The sequence below is a fragment of the Bradyrhizobium sp. 137 genome (assembly GCF_023074095.1).
Lineage (GTDB): Bacteria > Pseudomonadota > Alphaproteobacteria > Rhizobiales > Xanthobacteraceae > Bradyrhizobium.
In genome coordinates this window covers 170,103-187,130 of the sequence record NZ_JADPKU010000129.1, presented here as the reverse complement: position 1 = coordinate 187,130, position 17,028 = coordinate 170,103, and the positions used below count along the sequence as shown (strand labels likewise).

At 64.6% G+C, this 17,028-nt stretch carries 15 protein-coding genes; 4 read left to right on the top strand and 11 right to left on the bottom strand.

The features are described 5' to 3' along the window. The first annotated feature begins 1 nt into the window (after position 1). Both IVA78_RS33400 and IVA78_RS33395 read left to right on the top strand, forming a co-directional pair. Positions 2-1,813 (top strand): ATP-binding cassette domain-containing protein, encoded by a 1,812-nt coding sequence (locus IVA78_RS33400; RefSeq protein ID WP_247276953.1) that lies wholly within the window; start codon positions 2-4, stop codon positions 1,811-1,813. A 64-nt stretch (positions 1,814-1,877) separates the two neighbouring features. After that, entirely contained in the window at positions 1,878-2,957 is a 1,080-nt protein-coding gene (locus tag IVA78_RS33395; RefSeq protein ID WP_247276952.1) for a D-TA family PLP-dependent enzyme, read from the top strand. On the opposite strand, the gene IVA78_RS33390 is transcribed toward IVA78_RS33395, so the two are convergent. Next, on the bottom strand, positions 2,954-3,856 hold the full coding sequence (locus IVA78_RS33390; RefSeq protein ID WP_247469457.1) for a LysR family transcriptional regulator: 903 nt from the start codon (positions 3,854-3,856) through the stop codon (positions 2,954-2,956). The two genes, IVA78_RS33395 and IVA78_RS33390, sit on opposite strands and share 4 nt — an antisense overlap. A 91-nt stretch (positions 3,857-3,947) precedes the next feature. Here IVA78_RS33390 and IVA78_RS33385 point away from each other — a divergent pair, with 91 nt between their 5' ends. Further along, the gene (locus IVA78_RS33385) at positions 3,948-5,165 is read left to right on the top strand and encodes an MFS transporter (RefSeq protein WP_247469455.1); all 1,218 of its coding nucleotides are present in this window, start codon (positions 3,948-3,950) and stop codon (positions 5,163-5,165) included. A 9-nt stretch (positions 5,166-5,174) separates the two neighbouring features. Here the strand turns inward: IVA78_RS33385 and IVA78_RS33380 are convergent, their stop codons facing one another. The 8 genes from IVA78_RS33380 to IVA78_RS33345 form a co-directional block, all read right to left on the bottom strand. Then, positions 5,175-6,401: a TIGR03862 family flavoprotein gene (locus IVA78_RS33380; RefSeq protein WP_256464573.1), complete on the bottom strand. Its 1,227-nt coding sequence runs from the start codon at positions 6,399-6,401 to the stop codon at positions 5,175-5,177. Further along, a complete protein-coding gene (locus IVA78_RS33375; protein WP_247276948.1) occupies positions 6,398-7,315 on the bottom strand; it encodes an SDR family NAD(P)-dependent oxidoreductase in 918 nt (305 codons plus the stop codon). The genes IVA78_RS33380 and IVA78_RS33375 overlap by 4 nt, the downstream gene beginning before the upstream one ends. Before the next feature lie 230 nt (positions 7,316-7,545). Next, positions 7,546-8,025, bottom strand: a complete 480-nt coding sequence (locus IVA78_RS33370) for a MaoC family dehydratase (RefSeq protein ID WP_247420141.1) — start codon at positions 8,023-8,025, stop codon at positions 7,546-7,548. Next, positions 8,026-9,744: an AMP-binding protein gene (locus tag IVA78_RS33365; RefSeq protein WP_247449228.1), complete on the bottom strand. Its 1,719-nt coding sequence runs from the start codon at positions 9,742-9,744 to the stop codon at positions 8,026-8,028. Then, positions 9,744-10,634, bottom strand: a complete 891-nt coding sequence (gene mmsB / locus IVA78_RS33360) for a 3-hydroxyisobutyrate dehydrogenase (RefSeq protein ID WP_247276945.1) — start codon at positions 10,632-10,634, stop codon at positions 9,744-9,746. Before mmsB ends, IVA78_RS33365 begins: the two co-directional genes overlap by 1 nt. A gap of 24 nt (positions 10,635-10,658) precedes the next feature. Continuing rightward, on the bottom strand, positions 10,659-11,726 hold the full coding sequence (locus IVA78_RS33355) for an enoyl-CoA hydratase/isomerase family protein (RefSeq protein ID WP_247469453.1): 1,068 nt from the start codon (positions 11,724-11,726) through the stop codon (positions 10,659-10,661). Next, positions 11,723-12,868 (bottom strand): isobutyryl-CoA dehydrogenase, encoded by a 1,146-nt coding sequence (locus IVA78_RS33350; protein ID WP_247276943.1) that lies wholly within the window; start codon positions 12,866-12,868, stop codon positions 11,723-11,725. Before IVA78_RS33350 ends, IVA78_RS33355 begins: the two co-directional genes overlap by 4 nt. 151 nt (positions 12,869-13,019) lie before the next feature. Further along, a complete protein-coding gene (locus IVA78_RS33345) occupies positions 13,020-14,516 on the bottom strand; it encodes a CoA-acylating methylmalonate-semialdehyde dehydrogenase (protein WP_247276942.1) in 1,497 nt (498 codons plus the stop codon). Between the two features lie 123 nt (positions 14,517-14,639). Here IVA78_RS33345 and IVA78_RS33340 point away from each other — a divergent pair, with 123 nt between their 5' ends. Further along, complete coding sequence (locus IVA78_RS33340) at positions 14,640-15,548, top strand: LysR family transcriptional regulator (RefSeq protein ID WP_247276941.1); 909 nt, start codon at positions 14,640-14,642, stop codon at positions 15,546-15,548. 163 nt (positions 15,549-15,711) lie between these two features. On the opposite strand, the gene IVA78_RS33335 is transcribed toward IVA78_RS33340, so the two are convergent. After that, the gene (locus IVA78_RS33335; protein ID WP_247276940.1) at positions 15,712-16,338 is read right to left on the bottom strand and encodes a TetR/AcrR family transcriptional regulator; all 627 of its coding nucleotides are present in this window, start codon (positions 16,336-16,338) and stop codon (positions 15,712-15,714) included. A gap of 59 nt (positions 16,339-16,397) precedes the next feature. Further along, positions 16,398-16,937, bottom strand: a complete 540-nt coding sequence (locus IVA78_RS33330; protein ID WP_247276939.1) for a PaaI family thioesterase — start codon at positions 16,935-16,937, stop codon at positions 16,398-16,400. Positions 16,938-17,028 lie beyond the last annotated feature (91 nt).

Here is a 17,028-nt window from a genome sequence, read left to right as displayed (position 1 = left end):
CATGGCGCCGCCGCTGATCCAACTGAAAGACATCAGGCTGACGTTTGGCGGCACCCCGCTTTTGAGCGGCGTCGAGCTCAATGTCGCGCCAAGCGAGCGCGTCTGCCTGATCGGCCGTAACGGATCCGGCAAGTCGACGCTGCTCAGAATCGCGGCCGGCCTGGTCGAACCCGACGGCGGCACGCGCTTCGTGCAGCCTGGCGCCACCGTGCGCTATCTGCCGCAGGAGCCGGATTTCGGCGAGCACAAGACCACGCACGCCTATGTCGAGGCAGGCCTCGCGCCTGGCGACGACCTGCACCAGGCGCGTTATCTCTTGGAGCAGCTCGGTCTCACCGGCGAGGAGAACCCGCATAACCTCTCCGGCGGCGAGGCCCGTCGTGCCGCGCTCGCCCGCGTGCTGGCGCCCTCGCCCGACATCTTGCTGCTGGACGAGCCGACCAACCATCTCGATCTCTCCACCATCGAGTGGCTGGAAAAGGAGCTGGACAGCCGGCGCAGTGCGCTGGTGCTGATCAGCCACGACCGCCGCTTCCTCACCAACCTGTCGCGCTCCACCGCCTGGCTCGACCGCGGCAAGATCAAACAGATCGACCGCGGCTTTGCCTCGTTCGAAGCTTGGCGCGACGAGGTGCTGGCGGAGGAAGAGCGCGACCAGCACAAGCTCGACCGCAAGATCGTCGACGAGGAGCACTGGCTGCGCCACGGCGTCTCCGGCCGGCGCAAGCGCAACGTCAAGCGCCTCGCCAATCTGCATGCGCTGCGCGACCAGCGTCGCAATTATCGCGGCAGCGCCGGCAGCGCCAATCTGGCAGCCGCGGAGGCCGAGCAGTCCGGCAAGCTGGTGATCGAGGCCAAAGGCATCACCAAGACCTATGGCGAGCGGAAGATCGTCGAAAACTTCTCCACCCGTATTCAGCGCGGCGATCGGCTCGGCATCATCGGGCCGAACGGCGCCGGCAAGACCACCCTGGTCAATCTGCTCACCGGCGGCACGCAGCCGGATTCCGGCATTGTGCGGCTCGGGGCCAATCTCGAGATGGCAACGCTTGACCAGCACCGTGAAAGCCTCGATCCGAAGTCGACGCTGGCTGAAGCGCTGACCGGTGGCCGCGGCGATCACATCATGGTCGGCGGCAAGCCGAAGCATGTCGTCGGCTACATGAAGGACTTTCTGTTCGCACAGGAACAGCGCGGCACGCCCCTTGAGGTGCTCTCCGGCGGCGAGCGTGGCCGGCTGATGCTGGCCCGCGCGCTGGCAAAGCCCTCGAACCTCCTGGTGCTGGACGAGCCGACCAACGATCTCGATCTCGACACTCTCGACGTGCTCGAGGAGATGCTCGGCGATTACGAGGGCACGGTGATCCTGATCAGCCATGACCGCGATTTCCTCGATCGCGTCGTCACCTCCGTGATCGCGCCCGAGGGTAACGGCAAATGGATCGAATATGCCGGCGGCTACAGCGACATGCTGGCGCAGCGCGGCGCGGACTTGAAGCGTGACACGGCAAAGGCGCAAGCCTCGGCGGAGAAGAAAGAGGAGCGGCCAGCTGCTCCCGCCGCCACGCCAAAGCGGCGCCTGAGCTTCAACGAGAAGCACGCGCTGGAAACGCTGCCGAAGAAGATGGAAGCGTTGCAGGCCGATATCGCCAAGCTGCAACGCGTGCTCGACGATCCCAACCTCTACACCAAGGATCGTAAGAAGTTCGACGACACCTCCGCCGCCATCGCCAGGGCGCATGAAGAATTGTCTGCTGCCGAAGAGCGCTGGCTCGAACTTGAAATGCTCCGCGAAGAGATTGAACAGGCATAGCGCGTATTCCGCAAAAGTGGGCACCGGTTTTGCGATTGGAATACGCGCCAACTAAAGGACATCCATGACCACCCCCCTCGCCGCAAAAATCGCCCGCGAATACGGCACGCCCTGCGCCGTCATCGACATGGACAGGGTCGAGCGCAACATCGCGCGCATCCAGAAGGCCTGCGATGATGCCGGCATCGCCAATCGTCCCCACATCAAGACACACAAGAACCCGACGATTGCAAAAATGCAGGTTGCGGCCGGTGCCAAGGGGATCACCTGCCAGAAGCTCGGCGAAGCCGAGATCATGGCCAATGCGGGCATCGACGATATCCTGATCAGCTACAATCTCCTGGGCGAAGAGAAGATGGCGCGGCTCGGCGCGCTCCAGGCGAAGGCCAACATGACCGTGGCCGCCGACAATTCGACCGTCGTCGCAGGGCTCCCCAAGGCAGCCGCCGCATCAGGCCGCCCGCTCTCGGTCGTGGTCGAATGCGACACGGGCCGCAAGCGCGCCGGTGTCGAGATGCCGGCCGAAGCAATCGCTTTGGCGCGGGAGATCGCCGCGTCCAAAGGACTGCAGTTCGCCGGCTTCCTGATGTATCCGACCGAGACCGGCTGGGCGGACGCGCAAAAATTCTACGACGAGGCGCTAGCCGGCGTGCGCGCGCACGGGCTGGACGCGAAGATCGTCTCGACCGGGGGCACGCCGAACCTGAAGAACCTCGGCAAGCTCAAGGGCGGCACCGAGCACCGCTTCGGCACCTATATCTACAACGACCGCATGCAGGTCGCCGCCGGCGTCGCCAGTTGGGACGACTGCGCACTGCACATCTATTCGACAGTGGTGAGCCGCGCCGCGCCCGAGCGCGGCATTCTCGATGCCGGTTCGAAGACGCTGACCACGGACACCGGCGGCCTCGATGGTCACGGCCTGATCCTGGAGCATCCCGAAGCGAAGATCGCGCGCTTTGCCGAGGAGCACGGCTTCCTCGACCTCTCCCGCAGCAACACGCGGCCCAACGTCGGCGACGTCGTCCGCATCGTGCCGAACCATGTCTGCGTCGTCGTCAACATGATGGATGAGGTCGTGATGGTGCGCGGCGAGGAGATCATCGGCACACTGCCGGTCGCGGCGCGGGGAAAGCTGCGCTAACGCCCGATCAGGGCCTGGAGCTCTCTGTCCAGCTCGTCGCGGAAGAGCTTGATCGGCCGCTTCAGACGCCCGGCGGGCGCGCGATGGATCATCCATGCGCGCACGGCGGGTTTGAAGTCGCGCGCAGCGACGGCCTTGAGCTTGTCACGAAACGCGCTGTGCTTCAGTGCGATCGGAGTGACCAGCCCGATGCCGAGGCCGCGCGACACCAGCGACAGGCGCAGTTCGCTGTCCAACGCCTCTACCGCGATATTGAACGGAAGATGCGCGGCATCGAACTTTCGTTTCAGCGTATCGCGAAACCCGCAACCGTCCTGGTTGATCACCCAGGATAGCTGCGACAGTCGTTCCAGGTCGACGATGCGCGGAATCTTCATGTCGCGCGCGACGACAAACACAAGCGGCTGCGCCCCGAGATCATCGGCAACGAGATCGGCAGGCGGCACGGCTCCGTCAGGCAGACAGATCGCGGCGGCATCGAGTTCATTGCGACAGACACGTTCGAGCTGGTTTGGCGACCAACCTGAGACGACACGCACGGCAAGTACGGGAAATTCGGCGCGCACAGCATCGAGCGGTCCGGTCAACCCTGCCTCCGAGAGGAACGGCGTCAGACCGAGCCTGAACTCGCCGCGCACCATGCCGTCATCGGCAACGCCCGACTTGAGGTCGTCCAGCATCCTGAGCAGGCGCCGGCCCCGCTCATAGGCCTCGTGGCCCGCCGCCGTCGGTTTCAGCGGCTTCGACAGCCGATCCAGGAGCTGTGCCCCCAGCATCTCCTCGAGATTCTGGATGCGACGCGTCACGCCGGGCTGCGTGAGATTGAGACGTGCCGAGGCCGCGACGATCGATCCGGTCTCGACCACCGCGACGAAGGCGACAAGGTCATGGGTGTTCATGAGCAACTCGCATATTCTTTATAGTCTTATTTGAATTGTAGCATATTGATGCTTCCGTTTAAAGGGTCCCGCACCAGAGCTGCGAGGATCCATGACTATTTCCGAAGTAACCAAGCCGGGGTCTCGAGGGCAACTCGCCGAGCGGCCCCTGATCTGGCTCGGCGCCGTCACCGCCGGTGTCGTCGTCACGGATCTGTTCGCGCCGCAGATCCTGCTCGGACTGATTGGCCGGTCACTGTCCATGACTGCGTGGCAGGCCGGCCTGATCAGCACGCTGACATTGCTCGGCTATGCGCTCGGCCTGCTGCTGCTCGTGCCTCTGGTCGATCTCGTCGAGAACCGGCGACTCATCCTGCGGACGCTCGGCTGCGCCATCCTCGCCGCGCTCGCAATGGCACTTGCGCCGACGCCCTCGCTCCTGCTGCTCGCCACCTTCATCCTCGGCGCGTCCTGCGCGGCGATCCAGATGATGGTTCCGCTGGTCGCATCCATGGTGCCGCCGGACCGTCGCGGTCAGGCCATCGGCGAAGTGATGGGTGGATTGATGGTCGGTATCCTCTTGTCACGGCCCGCGGCGAGCCTGATCGCGGATCTCTGGAGCTGGCGCGCCTATTACGTCGTCTCGGCCGCGCTGATGGCGCTGCTTTCCGGTGCACTTGGCCGCTATCTTCCAACGCTTCAAACGACAGCACACGCGAGCTACGGCGAATTGCTCCTATCCTTTCCAAGGCTGCTGCGGGAAGAGCCCGTGCTGCGGGTGCGCGCCTGGACCGCATCGCTTGTCATGGCTTCCTTCACCGCGTTCTGGTCGGCAGTCGCACTGCGGCTGCCCGATGCTCCATTCGGCCTCGACGCCAAGGGAATTGCTGTGTTCGCGCTGATTGGCGTGGCTGGCGCGGCGGCAACACCGATCGCCGGCCGCTGGGGCGACAAAGGCAGGGCGCGGCCGATGTTCCTTGCGGCCCATCTGCTCATCATCGGCTCACTCGCGCTGTGTGCCTGGGCGGGCATGCTGGAATCCCGCATCACCGCACTGCTGGTGTTGAGCCTTGGCACGATCCTGCTCGACGTCGGCATCACCACCGACCAGACGCTCGGCCGCCGCGCCATCAACCTGCTGCGACCGGAAGCGCGCGGCCGACTGAACGGCCTGTTTGTCGCGCTGTTCTTCTTCGGTGGCGGCGTCGGCGCCGCGGCGGCCTCCCTGGCCTGGAGCTATGGCGGCTGGACCCTGGTTTGCGCCGTCGCAGCAAGCTTCGGCGTGTTGGGCCTCCTCACGAATCTCGTCTCTAGGACCGGCACGTTATGATCGGGAAGATCAGGACGACAATTGGGCGAGCCGTTTCAGCACGCCCCTGCCCGCCGCGGCGCCGGTCGCAAACGACGCCTGCAACAGATAGCCGCCGGTCGGCGCCTCCCAGTCCAGCATCTCGCCGGCGGCAAATACGCCGGGCAACTTGCGGATCATGTAATCCGCAGTGAGTTCATCGAATGAGATGCCCCCGGCGCTGGAAATGGCACGCGCAATTGGCGCTACGCCAGTTAGCTTGATCGGCACGGCGTTGATGAGCTCCGCCAATCGCTCGGGCGGCATCGCCGACAGCGACTGGCCCGTGCCGATTGCCACCTCCTGCAGCAACCCGGCGGATACGGGCGAAAGCTGCGCGGCCTTGCGCAGGAAGTTGGAGAGCGACTGTTTGCCGCGCGGGGCAGACAGGCGCTTGACGAGTTCGGCCTCATCAACGTCCGGGCGCAAGGCGACGCGCAGCACCGCCTCGCCGTCCGCAGCGATCGCCTCGCGCAGTTCGGCCGACAAAGCGTAGATCGCCCCGCCCTCGATGCCGGCCCGCGTGATGATGGCCTCGCCGCGCAGGCCATGCGGACCGAAGTTGAGCGCAATTCCCTTGAGCGGTTGGCCTTCGAAACGCGTGCGGAACACATCGGACCAGGCGACGGTGAAGCCGCAATTGGCAGGCCGCAGCGGCGATATCGCAATGCCCTTGTCCGCCAGAATTGTCGCCCAGCCGCCGTCTGAGCCGAGCCGCGGCCAGCTTGCGCCGCCGAGTGCCAGCACCGTCGCTTTGGCAGCGATTTCAGCCGTTCCATCGGGTGTTTGGAATTGCAGCCGTCCCCCGTTGTCCCAGCCAGTCCATCGATGGCGAAAGGCGAAGCGGACACCGCGCGCATCCAGGCGCCGCAACCAGGCTCGCAGCAGGGGCGATGCCTTGAATGCCTTCGGAAACACCCGCCCGCTGCTACCGACGAAAGTCGGCTCGCCCAGCGCCTCGCTCCAGGCGCGCAGCGCGTCGGGCGGAAACGCGTCGATGGCACCCTTCAGCTTCGGCGCCGCCGCGCGGTAGCCCGCCATGAACTGCGGCAGCGGCTCGCTATGGGTGAGATTGAGACCGCCGCGGCCGGCCATGAGGAATTTTCGGCCAGCAGACGGCATGGCGTCGTAGACGGTGACGCGCAGGCCTTCCTGTGCCAGCACCTCCGCCGCCATCAGCCCGGCGGGACCGCCGCCGATGACGGCGACCGCTATCAGAGTTTTACCCCCGCCCGCGCCGCGGCCTGCGCGACGTATTTCTGCGTCTGCTCGAACGCACCCGTCAGCGCCTTGGCCTTCGACATGTCGCTGATCTCGGCGAAGTGCGCGGCGACCGCGTCCGGGGTCCATTCGGATTCCGGCAGGTTGATGCCTTCGCTCTCCAAGATCTTGATCACCGCGAAGGAGCCGGCGCCGGCACCCATGATGGTGCGGGTCGGCGCGTCCTCGCTGAGCATGTACTCGACCGCGGGCGTGATCGCGTTGGGCTTCATCAGTTGCAGGGCCTGCGGCGGCAGCAGCTCTTCGGTCATGCGGGTTGCCGCTGTCGGCGAGATAATGTTGACGCGGATGTTGTTCTTGCGGCCCTCTTCCGCGAGCACGTTCATCAGGCCGACCATGCCCGATTTCGCCGCGCCGTAATTGGCCTGTCCGAAATTGCCGTAGAGGCCGGAGGACGACGTCGTCAGCACGATGCGGCCGTAGTTGCGGTCGCGCATGCCGGCCCAGACCGCCTTGCAGCAATAGAAGGTGCCGACGAGATGCACGTCGAGCACCTTCTGGAAGTCGGTCGCCTCCATCTTGCCGAACGACTTGTCGCGCAGGATGCCGGCATTGGCGCACAGGAGATCGACGCTGCCCCACTCCCTGGTGGCGCGCTCGACCATGGCTGTGACCTGCTCGAAATTCGAGACATCGGCGCCGTCGGCCATCGCGGAGCCGCCCGCTTTGCGGATCTCCTCGACCACGGATTCGGCCGGCGACAGCGAGCCGCCGGTGCCGTCGCGCGCGCCGCCGAAGTCGTTGACGACGACCTTGGCGCCGCGGCTGGCCAATCCCAGCGCATGCGCCCGCCCCAGACCATTGCCCGCGCCGGTGACGATGGCGACGCGTCCGTCGAACCTGATTGCCATGAGTAGGAGTCTCTGTTCTTCTTCCCTTCTCCCCTTGTGGGAGAAGGTGGCGCGAAGCGCCGAATGAGGGGTCTCTCTCGGCAAAGATGCGCTCGCGGAGAGAGACCCCTCACCCGCCTCGCGTTCGCGAGGCACCCTCTCCCACAAGGGGAGAGGGTGAAACCCCGCTCTGGGGTGCCTTTTTGAGCAGCGATGGATTGCCGGGTCAAGCCCGGCAACGACGGGCGGGGTCAGGCGAAATAGATCAACCCGAGCCAATCCGCGACCAGCGCGGGCTTGTCCTCGCCTTCGATCTCCACGGTCACGTTGGTGCGGGATTGCAATTCGCCTGCCTTGCGCAGCTTGGCCTCCGTCAGCATGAAGCGACCGCGGACGCGCTTGCCCGAGCGCACCGGCGAGATGAAGCGGAGCTTGTCGAACCCGTAATTCACGCCCATCGTGGTGCCCGCGATCACAGGCATCACCTCATACGACATGATCGACATCAGCGACATCGTCAGGAAGCCGTGTGCGATGGTGGTGCCGAACGCGGTTTCCTTCTTGGCGCGCTCCGGGTCGACATGGATAAACTGGTGATCCTCGATCACGTCGGCATAGGCGTCGATGCGGGGCTGGTCGATCAGGTGCCAAGACGACACGCCGATCTCTTTGCCGACCATGGCCTGATAGGCGTCCAGCGTAATCGGCGGCTTCTTCCAGGCTTCGTTCACTTAGGTCTCACTCCGTGTTTTTGCCAGCTCCGGAAAATCCTCCTCGCGGAATTCGCGGCCACGCAGGGGATCGTTGCGGTCGTCATCGCGCTCCAGCCGCCGTAGGTGCACGCGACGGATTTTTCCAGAAATGGTCTTCGGCAGCTCGGTGACGATTTCGAGACGGCGGATACGCTTGAACGGCGCAAGGCGCGCGTGCAGGTGCTTGAAAATCGAGAGCGCGGTTTCCGGCGAGCGCTCTGCGCCCGACGTCAGCAACACGAAGGCCTTGGGAATCGCGAGCCGGATCGGATCGGGGCTCGGCACCACGGCGGCCTCGGCGACGAGCTCGTGCTCCAGGAGCACGCTCTCCAGTTCGAACGGGCTGATGCGGTAGTCGGACGATTTGAACACGTCGTCGGAGCGGCCGACGAAGGTGAGATACCCGTCCTCGTCCGCGAACACGACGTCGCCGCTGCGATAGAGCTCGCCTTCCGCACCGGAGAGCTTGCCGTCATCACTCTGATAGCCCTGCATCAATCCGGCGGGACGGTTCACGCCGAGCACCAGCGTCACCTCGCCCTCCTTCGCCGGGTTGCCGTCGGCATCGCTGATCTGCACGCGATAGCCCGGCAGCGGACGGCCCATCGATCCGACCTTGATTGGCTGGCCCGGCGAATTGCCAGCGAGTGCCGTCGTTTCAGTCTGACCGTAGCCGTCGCGGATGGTGAGGCCCCAGGCCGCCTGCACCTTGTCGATCACTTCAGGATTGAGCGGCTCGCCGGCGCCGCAGACCTCGCGAAGCGACACCTTGAAGGAGGCAAGGTTCTCCTGGATGAACAGCCGCCATACCGTCGGCGGCGCGCATAACGTAGTGACGCCACAGCGGCCGATGGTGGCGAGCAGGCTTTTTGCGTCGAAGCGCGGCTGGTTGACCACGAACACGGTGGCGCCCGCATTCCACGGCGCGAAAAAGCAGCTCCAGGCGTGCTTGGCCCAGCCGGGCGACGAGATGTTGAGATGGACGTCGCCGGGCTGCAGCCCGATCCAATACATAGTCGAGAGATGGCCGACCGGATAACTGCGCTGACTGTGCCGCACCAGTTTTGGTTTTGCGGTCGTGCCCGAGGTGAAATAGAGCAGCATCGGGTCGTCGGCATTGGTCGGACCGTCAGGCGCAAAACTCTCCGAAGCGTGCGCCGCCTCGTCATAGGCCAGCCAGCCGCTGGAGGCCGCGCCGACCACGATGCGGACGATACTCTCGGCACCGAGGCTTGCGAATTTCGCGACCTGATCCTCGGCAGCAATCACCGCCTTCGCCTTGCCGCGATCGAGCCGGTCGCGCAGCTCGTCGGCGGTGAGCAACGTGGTCGCGGGAATCACGACGACGCCGAGCTTCATCGCCGCCAGCATCGTCTCCCAGAGCGGAACCACATTGCCGAGCAGCAGCAAAAGGTGGTCGCCGCGCTTCAAGCCCTGCGCGCGAAGGAAGTTCGCGACCTGGTTGGAACGCTTTGAGAGCGCCGCGAAGGAGAGCTTGGTCTGCCGATCCTGCGCGGCATCGACGATCCAGAGCGCCGGACGGTCCTTGCTGTCCGCATTCGCCGCCAGCTCGGCGTCGAACCAGTCGAGCGCCCAATTGAAGGGAGCCGGATCGGGCCAGCGGAAGCCTTTGACCGCTGCGTCGAAATCCGTGCGGTGCTTGAGCAGAAACGCGCGCGCTTCCTGAAATGTCGTCATCAAGTGTTCCCGGCCAGCGCCCTAACGTGCTTGATAATTCCGGAAAAATCCACCCCGCCCTGCCCGGCGGCGTCGAAGGACTGATAGATCTCCTGCGCATGCTTGCCGAGCGGCGTCACCGCACCTGCCGCCTTCGCCGCGTCCTGCGCCAGCGTCAGATCCTTCACCATCAGCGCCGAGGCAAAGCCCGGCTTGTAGTCGTTGTTGGCTGGCGAGGTCGGCACCGGGCCCGGCACCGGACAATAGGTCGTCAGCGACCAGCACTGACCCGACGAGGTCGAGGCGACGTCGAACAGCGCCTGATGCGAGAGCCCGAGCTTCTCAGCCAGTGCAAATGCCTCGCTCACCGCAATCATGGAAATACCGAGGATCATGTTATTGCAGATCTTCGCGGCTTGGCCGGCGCCGGCGCCGCCGCAATGGACGATCTTCTTGCCCATATTCTCCAGCACGGGCTTGGCCGCCGCAAACGCACTCTCCTCACCGCCGCACATGAAGGTCAGCGTGGCACCCTTGGCGCCGCCCGTGCCGCCGGAGACCGGCGCGTCGACGGAGAGCACGCCGTGCTTGGCGGCGAGCGCATGCGCCTGCCTTGCGCTCTCGACGTCGATGGTCGAGCTATCGATGATCAGCGTGCCCTTGGCCATCGCGGGAACGACCTCGTTCCAGACGGAGAGCACGTGCTTGCCGGCCGGCAACATGGTGACGACCACGTCCGCGCCTTTCACCGCGCCCGCTGCGCTGTCGGCAATACCTGCGCCGTCGGCCTTGGCCTGGTTGCGCGAGGCCTCGACGAGATCAAACGCGACCACCTTATGGCCGGCCTTGACCAGATTGGCGGCCATGGGGCCGCCCATATTGCCGAGACCGATGAATGCGACCGTGGCCATTGTCGTTTCCTCCGCTTCAATATTCTAGTTGAACTTCAGCTCGTCGGCGCCGATTTCGGCGAAATATGGTGCCAGCATCTGCGGCGTCACATCCTCGATCCGCGGCGGCGACCAGGTCGGATTGCGGTCCTTGTCGATCACGGCGGCGCGCACGCCCTCGCGGAAATCGTCGCTGCGAAATACCTCCAGGGCGGCGCGATATTCGCGCACGAGACACTCTTCCAGGCTGGACGCCATGCGTGCGAGCCGCAAGAGCTTCAGCGTCACCACCATGCCGCGTGGCGATTTTTCGCCGAGCGTCTTCAACGTGGCGAGCGCAAACTCTGAGCCGTCGCGCTTGAGCGCCGCAACAATATCTTCCATGCGGTCGAAGCCGAACAGCGGGTCGATGATCGGCTCCTTCGCAGATACTGGTCCTGCTGTCTCGCCGGTCGCAAAGCTGTTGATGATCATGCTGACCTCGGCCGCAGTCGCATCGGGGCGCAGCTTCGTCAGGACGTTGCGCAGCTCCGGCAACTTCACCGCCGGCACGACCCAATCGGCGAACTTCGCATGGATCGCGTCCGGCCCGCTCATGGTCTGGCCGGTCAGCCCGAAATAGGTGCCGATCTCGCCCGGCGAATGCGACAACAGATAGGTGCCGCCGACATCGGGGAAGAAGCCGAGACCGACTTCCGGCATTGCCAGCTTCGTGCGATCCGTAACGACACGATGGCTGGCATGGGCTGACAAACCGACGCCGCCGCCCATCACGATGCCGTCCATGAAGGCGACATACGGCTTTGGGAACTTCTTGATCCGGGCATTGAGGATGTACTCCTCGCGCCACAGGATCTTGCCGAGGTCACCGTTGACCTTCGAGCTTTCCCAGAGTGTGCGGATGTCGCCGCCGGCGCACAGCCCACGCTCGCCGGCGCCTTCCAGCAGGATCACAGCGACGGCCGCATCGGCCTCGAAGCGGTCGAGCGCCTTGTCGATGTCGCGAAACATCTCCAACGTCACGGCATTGAGCGCCTTCGGGCGGTTGAGGCGGATCACGCCGACTGCGCCCTCGACACGGGCGATCAGGTCGCCCTCTTCCACGCCACTCATGGTGCGCCCTCGATCAGCTTGCGCGCCACGATGAGCCGCATGATTTCATTGGTGCCTTCGAGGATCTGGTGCACGCGGAGATCGCGCACGATCTTCTCGATGCCGTATTCGCTTAAGTAGCCATAGCCGCCGTGAAGCTGGAGCGCATGGTTGGCGACCTCGAAGCCGACGTCGGTGCCGAAGCGTTTCGCCATGGCGCAGAGCATGGTGGCATCAGGATCCTTGCGATCCAGCGCCGCGGCTGCGCGCCACAAAAAGGTGCGGGCGGCCTCGAGCTCGATCGCCATGTCGGCGAGGCGGAATTGCAATGCCTGGAACTCGTCGAGGCGTTTTCCAAAGGCCTTGCGCTCCTTCATGTAGCTGCGCGCCTTTTCGAGCGCTATTTGCGCACCACCGAGCGAGCACGCGGTGATGTTGAGGCGGCCACCATCGAGGCCGGCCATCGCGATCTTGAAGCCGGCGCCCTCCTCGCTGAGGCGGTTGGCGACCGGCACGCGGGCATTCTCGAACATCACGGCGCGGGTCGGCTGCGCGTTCCAGCCCATCTTGCGCTCATTGGCGCCGAACGAGACGCCCGGCGTCTTGCCGTCGATGACGAGGGTCGAGATGCCTCCGGGACCATCGCCACCGGTCCTGACCATCGCGACCAGGAGGTCGGTGCCGCCGGCGCCGGAGATGAACTGCTTCTGGCCGTTGAGCACGTAGTGGTCGCCGTCGCGCACGGCACGGGTGCGCAGCGCCGCTGCGTCCGAGCCGGCGCCCGGCTCGGTCAGGCAATAGCTCGCGATCAGCTCCATGGTGCAGAGTTTTGGCAGCCATGTGTGGCGCTGGGTGTCGCTGCCATAGGCATCGATCATCCAGGACGCCATGTTGTGGATGGAGATGAAGGCCGAGGTGGTCGGGCAGCCCGTCGCCAGCGCCTCGAAGATCAGCGCCGCATCGAACCGCGTCATGGCGGAGCCGCCGACGTCGTCACGGATGTAGATGCCGCCCATGCCGAGCGTGGCGGCCTCGCGCATCACGTCGACGGGGAAATGCTTCTCCTCGTCCCAGCGCAGCGCCTGCGGCGCGATCTTCTCCGCCGCGAACACCAACGCCATGTCGCGAATTGCGATCTGATCCTCGTTCAGAGCGAACTGCATGACGTCGCCTACCCTTTGCTCCACCGTCGTTGCGAGCCAACGGGTCCGCGCGAAGCGCGGCCCGATGACAGGCTCCGCGAAGCAATCCAGCCTGTCTCCGCTGGATTTGCTTCGTCGCTACGCTCCTCGCAATGACGACTGGGCTACAGCCCTACTTCATCAGCGGGATCGAGAACTCCGCACCTTCCTTGACGCCGGACGGCCAGCGCGAGGTCACCGTCTTGGTCTTGGTGTAGAAGCGGACCGAATCCGGGCCGTGCTGGTTGAGATCGCCGAAGCCCGACTTCTTCCAGCCGCCGAAGGTGTAATAGGCGATCGGCACCGGGATCGGCACGTTGATGCCGACCATGCCGACATTGACCTTAGCCGCGAAGTCGCGCGCGGCGTCGCCGTCGCGGGTGAAGATGGCAACGCCGTTGCCATAGTCATGATCGGACGGCAGCGCCAGTGCTTCCTTGTAGTCGTGCGCGCGCACGACCGAGAGCACGGGGCCGAAGATCTCTTCCTTGTAGATCCGCATGTCCTTGGTGACGTTGTCGAACAGCGAACCACCGAGATAGAACCCGTTCTCGTAGCCCTGCATCTTGAAGCCGCGGCCGTCGACGGCGAGCGTCGCACCTTCCTTGATGCCGATGTCGATGTAGCTCTTGACCTTCTCGACCGCCTCGCGCGTAACCAGCGGACCGTAATCGGCCGAGGGATCGATCGAGGTGCCGATCTTGAGGCTCTCGACGCGCGGGATCAGCTTCTCCATCAGGCGGTCAGCAGTCGACTTGCCGACCGGGACGGCGACGGAGACGGCCATGCAGCGCTCGCCGGCCGAACCGTAGCCGGCGCCGATCAGCGCGTCGACGGCCTGGTCCATGTCCGCATCCGGCATCACGATCGCGTGGTTCTTGGCGCCGCCAAAGCACTGGCAGCGCTTGCCGGTTTGCGCGGCACGCTCATAGATGTACTGCGCGATCGGCGTCGAGCCGACGAAGCCGACGGCCTTGATGTCGGGATCGTCGAGGATGGCGTCGACCGCCTCCTTGTCGCCGTTGACGACGTTGAGGATGCCAGCGGGCAGGCCGGCCTCGATCATCAACTGGGCAAGCTTCATCGGCACGCCGGGATCGCGCTCCGACGGCTTGAGGATGAAGGCGTTGCCGCAGGCGATCGCGGGGGCGAACTTCCACATCGGGATCATCGCCGGGAAGTTGAACGGGGTTATGCCGGCGACGACACCGAGTGGCTGGCGCATCGAATAGATGTCGATGCCGGGGCCGGCGCCTTCGGTGTATTCGCCCTTCATCAAATGCGGGATGCCGCAAGCGAACTCGACGACCTCGAGGCCACGCTGGATGTCGCCCTTGGCGTCGGGCACGGTCTTGCCGTGCTCGCGCGCGAGCAGCTCGGCGAGCTTGTCGTAGTCGCGCTGGATCAGCTCCAGGAATTTCATCATGACGCGGCCGCGGCGCTGGGGATTTGTCGCGGCCCACTCCGGCTGTGCGGCGCGCGCGTTCTCGACGGCGGCGCGAACCTCGGCGTTGGACGCCAACGCGACCTTGGCCTGGACGTCACCGGTCATCGGTTCGAAAACGTCGGCGGTGCGGCCCGAGGTACCCTTGACCTCCTTGCCGCCGATGAAATGTCCGATTGAACGCATGGAATGATCTCCTTGGAAGTCGAGCCTGATCGCTGGAAGTCGAGCCTGATCGCTTTGACAAATCCTATCGACCTGCATTTTATAGGATTCAAGTCTGAGATATTGCACCATAGATGTGCGAAAATGCTGGATCAAGGCGCTATCGATTGGGACGACTTTCGCTTCGTGCTGGCCATCGTGCGGGGCGGCTCGGTGTCGGCTGCGGCAAAACAGCTCGGGGTCGATCATGCCACGGTGATTCGCCGCGTCGACCGGCTGGAGAAGCATCTCTCGGCAAAATTGTTTGACCGGCGCAAGACCGGCTATCTCCTCACCGAGGCCGGCCAGCGCGTCGCCGACAGTGCGGAAGCGATGGAATCGACCATCGTCGCCAATCAGGAGCAGGTCGGCGGCTCGGTCGCACGGCTGACCGGCACCGTGCGGATCGGCGCGCCCGATGGTTTTGGCACTGCCTTTCTGGCACCGCGGCTGGCGCCCTTTGCGGACCGTTATCCCGATCTGGACCTGCAACTTGTGGCCACCGCTCGGCTGTTCAGCCTCTCCAAACGCGAGGCCGACATCGCCATCAGCCTGACCATGCCGAAGGAAGGCCGCATCGTCGGCCGCAAGCTCCTCGACTACCGCCTCGGGCTCTATGCCGCGCCTGGCTATCTCGAACGTTTCCCAGAGATCACGTCGCGCCAGGACCTGCCGCAGCACCGTTTCGTCGGGTACATCGAAGAGCTGCTGTTCACGCCGGAACTCGACTATCTGCCGCAGGTGTCGCCGAAGATCTCCGCACGTTTCCGCAGCGCCAATCTGATCGCGCAGCTCAATGCAACGCTCTCAGGCTTCGGAATCGCGGTGCTGCCGCACTTCATGGCAAGCGACTACCCGCAGCTCGAAGCCGTACTGCCCGAAGAAATCTCGATCACGCGGACGTTCTGGATGTTGATGCACGCCGACAGCAAGGACCTCGCGCGGATCAGGGCCGTCGCAGATTACATCAGCGAGATCGTGGAGCGCGAGCGAGCGCTGTTTGCGGGGCGGTAACGTCGATTAGTCGGGTCCGAAGCACAACTGCCAGCTCCTCATGGTGAGGAGGCGCGAAGTGCCGTCTCGAACCATGCAGGCCCGTATCTCACCCGCGGCCATCCTTCGAGACGACCGGTTGGCGGTCTCCTCAGGATGAGGTCCCGAGGGGGTGTAGCTGGCACTAGTTCTGCTTCTCGCGCGCCTTCTTCGCGGCCGCGGCCTTCGGCTCACGCCGCGCGCCCTCAAGCGCGCTGTCCCGGCCCGCCTTCAGCACCTCGTCGGACAATTCGCTCGAGCCGGCGATGCGCGCCAGCAGCATGGTGCCGGCCATCGTGGCGAGCGTCGCAATCGCCTGTTTTCGTGCGGCCTTGCGCGGCATGTTCGGGATATAATCGGTCATCATCTCGATCATCTCGTCGAGCTTGCCGGCAAACGCCTTCCGCGTCTTCGGGCTCTCGCGGGCGATCTCGGCGCCGAGTGAGGGGATCGAGCAGCCATGGCCTGGATTGTCGCGATGCAGCGCGCAGAGATAGCTATCCGCGATCAGTGCCAAACGCTTCTCCGGCGCAGCCTCGCTCGTGAGCTTGCGCCAATGCTCCATCGAGCGATCCATGGCGTAGGCGAAGGACTCGATCACCAGCGCCTCGCGGGAATCGAAATGCGCGTAGAAGCCGCCGTGGGTCAGGCCTGCCTCCTTCATGAGATCGGCGACGCCGATGCCGTGGGCACCTTTTTCGCGCAGTCGCACCGAGGCCTTCTTCACGATGCGGTCGTGGGTTTCCTGCTTGTGTTCCCGGGAATAGCGCATGCGGATCTCATTGAATGTCGGAAATCATCTCATAACACGCGAACGTCGCGAACGGCGCATTAAATCGCAGTTAGATTGTTGCCGATCATGGAAAAGGTTGCGGTTGCATGCACCGCCAGCGCGCCCTTGCCGTCACGAACGAAACCTTCAGCGTAGCTGGTCTGGCGCCCCAGCTTGATCACCTTGCCTTCGGCCGAGATCAGGCCTGAACGGACCGAGAGCGGACGCAGGAAGGTCAGCTTCAGATCGAGGGTCACGGAGCCCTGCCCGGCCTCCAGCCGGGTCGAGATCGCGCACCCCATGGCTGTATCCAGCAGCGCCGCAGCGGTTGCGCCGTGCAAGAGGCCGACAGTATTTTCGAGATCTTCACGCGGCTCCAGTTCCATGACGATCCGGCCCGGCTCAACCACGGCCATGGTGAAGCCGATGAGTTTTGCGAAGGGCGGCGGCGGCAGGCGGCCGTCACGAATGCCCAGCATGGCGTCCACGCCCGACAGACCCATCGCCACCTTCGCAACCGGTGCAGGCATCTGCCAATCCACCACGCGCTCGCGCCGCTGGTCGGGCGAAAACAGGTCAAGATGGTCGGATTGGGTCATGACCGCCTCTTGTATGATTTACATCATACTATGTGGCGGACTTCGCCCTGGCAACTCCGCCCACCGCCCGCTTGACAAGCCGGGCGTTTCG